Raw genomic sequence first — 2,654 nt, 5'->3', positions numbered from 1 at the left:
TGTCCATGGCGCGTGCCTTGCCAATGGCTCGCGGCAGGCGCTGGGTGCCGCCTGCGCCGGGGATGACGCCGAGGCGGATCTCGGGCAGCGCGAACTGAGCGCTGTCCGCAGCGATGATGATGTCGCACATCAGCGCAAGTTCGCAGCCACCGCCGAAAGCGTAACCCGCAACGGCCGCAATCACCGGTTTGCGCACCTGCAGGATGGTCTCCCAGTTCCGCGAGATGTAATTCTTCATCAGCATTTCCGTATAGCCCGCGTCAGCCATCGCCGAAATATCGGCGCCGGCGGCGAACGCCCTTTCGCTTCCGGCAAGGATTATGCAGCCGACCTGCGGATCGGCATCGAAGCCCAGTAGGGCAGCCCCGAGTTCATCCATCAGCGCATCGTTCAGCGCATTGAGCTGCCTGGGGCGGTCAAGGCGAATCACGCCGATGGAAAGGCGCTCGGTTGCAATGACTTCTGTCTTGATCAACTGGTTTGACATGAGGTTCTCCTGAAAAAGGTGGAAAGGACCGGGCAGTGCTTTTTCCAGACAAAAGCGCGCTGCACACCCGGGGCGCCTGCCTGCACGAAAAAGCCTTGACATCGCATCGCGCTTTTACAATAATCTGATTGTCAGACAATCAGATTGAAAGATCAAGCGGTGCGATAACCTGAGGCAAGAGACCAAGGGCAAGACGTCGAACCGCCTTTCTGGAGGAACCGTGATGTTGAGTGACCCGAGCGTGTTTCGGCCCGCATACGATACGAACCAGTTGAAATGGAGCAGCCTCACGGCCTACCTGGCGCAGCACGGGCATGCCCTCGACCAGGAGTTTTCACCGCGGCAATTCTCGGGCGGCCTCGGCAACTGGAATTTCCTGGTCCGGGTTAACGGGAGCCTGTACGTGCTTCGTCGGCCGCCGGCCGGTCCGCTGCCGATCGGGGCGAATGACATGGGGCGCGAGTATCGCATCCTGAGTCGCCTGGCAGAGTCCTTCCCGCTGGCGCCGAGGGCACTCCTGTATTGCGAGGATCCGGAAGTCATAGGCGCGCCGTTCCTGCTCATTGAATATCGCGAGGGCATGGTGGTCCGCGACCGCCTGACGCCGGAGATGGCGCGATGCGGCGAAGCTGGCGGTGCCGCGCTTGCCGGCGCGACGCTCGATGTCCTGGCAGCCCTGCATGCGCTCGATCCTGTCACCATCGGGCTGGGCCAGCTCGGCAAGCCCGATGGCATGGTGAAGCGCCAGGCGGTGAACTGGACGCGGCGCGCACAGGATGCCTTCGACAGCATGCTTCCCCGCCCGCTCGAGGAGGCCGCGGAGTGGCTGGCGCAACCTGCGCCGCTACCCCAGCGGACCAGCCTGCTGCACAGCGACTTCAAGATCGACAACATAATCTTTGGCCGCGACAGCCTGCAGCCGATCGCGCTTATTGACTGGGACATGGGCACGCTGGGCGACCCCTTGCTCGACCTTGCCACCCTCCTGAGCTATTGGACCGAACCGAACGATCCGGAGGCCATGCACGACCTCCGGCAGATGCCCACCACGCAGCCGGGCTTCCCGAGCAGGCAAAAAGTGATCGAGATGTATGTCGATCGCACCGGGCTCGCAGTGGGAGATTTCAAGTACTACCGCGTCCTGGCGATGTTCAAGCTGTGTGTCGTTTTCCGCCAGCTTTACGTCCGGCACCTGCGCGGCGATCCGGTGCCTGAACGCTACGCTGCGTTCGGCCGCTTGGCAGAGGGTTTGGCCGACTTCACGGGGCACGTTCTTCAAACCGAGCACTTTTAAAGGGGAAATCATATGTACAACTTTTCGAGTCCGCAGGCGGACAAGGAGCTTGGCGCGCGCGTCCGCAGTTTTGTCGAGAGCATCATCCCGTACGAGAAGGACCCGAGGAACACATCACATGGCCCAACCGACGAGCTGCGCATTGAACTGAACACCATGGCCAGGGAAGCCGGCCTGCTAGCTCCTCAGGTCGCCTCCCCGTATGGCGGCAAGGCGCTGTCCCATGTGCAGCGCGCTATCGTGTTCGAGGCCGCCGGTTATTCCCCGCTCGGCCCCATCGCGTTGCATTGCGCCGCCCCCGACGAAGGCAACATGCACTTGCTCGAGGTGGTCGCGTCTGAAGCCCAGAAAGAGAAGTACCTTCGACCGCTCGCGACTGCAAAGGTCCGTTCCTGCTTTGCCATGACCGAACCGGCGCCGGGCGCCGGCTCCGATCCCAGCCTCCTGCAAACCGTCGCGGCTGGGGACGGCAACACCTTCCGGGTCTCCGGCCGCAAGTGGCTCATCACTGGCGCGGATGGCGCGGCATTCATGATCCTGATGGCGCGCACCCTGGTGGACGGCAAGGATGAAGGAGCGACCATGTTCATGGTCGACCTGCCAAACCCGGCGGTAAAGATCGTGCGGCTGATCGATTCCATCGACTCCTCGTTTACCCAAGGTCACGCGGTGGTCGACATCGATGACCTGGTCGTGAGCAGGGATGACGTCCTTGGCGAAATCGGCGGAGGCTTCCGCTATGCCCAGGTGCGCCTGGCGCCGGCCCGCCTCACCCATTGCATGCGGTGGATCGGCGCGGCGCAGCGAGCCCATGACATCGCGGTCGAACATGCACGCACCCGTCCCGCATTCGGCAAGCCGATCGGTCAGCAT

General features: G+C 62.7%; 3 protein-coding genes. 2 read left to right on the top strand and 1 reads right to left on the bottom strand.

Going from position 1 to position 2,654, the window contains the following annotated elements:
- The coding region (locus AYR66_RS29900) for an enoyl-CoA hydratase-related protein (RefSeq protein WP_420093125.1) at positions 1-475 on the bottom strand (475 nt) is incomplete at its 3' end.
- A gap of 235 nt (positions 476-710) precedes the next feature.
- Here AYR66_RS29900 and AYR66_RS06770 point away from each other — a divergent pair.
- Both AYR66_RS06770 and AYR66_RS06765 read left to right on the top strand, forming a co-directional pair.
- Entirely contained in the window at positions 711-1,781 is a 1,071-nt protein-coding gene (locus AYR66_RS06770; RefSeq protein WP_088706885.1) for a phosphotransferase family protein, read from the top strand.
- A gap of 12 nt (positions 1,782-1,793) precedes the next feature.
- On the top strand, positions 1,794-2,654 hold an 861-nt coding region (locus tag AYR66_RS06765; RefSeq protein ID WP_088709649.1), incomplete at its 3' end, for an acyl-CoA dehydrogenase family protein.

Source organism: Noviherbaspirillum denitrificans, from assembly GCF_002211445.1.
Taxonomy (GTDB): Bacteria; Pseudomonadota; Gammaproteobacteria; order Burkholderiales; family Burkholderiaceae_D; genus Noviherbaspirillum; species Noviherbaspirillum denitrificans.
This window is presented reverse-complemented; position numbering and strand designations above follow the sequence as displayed.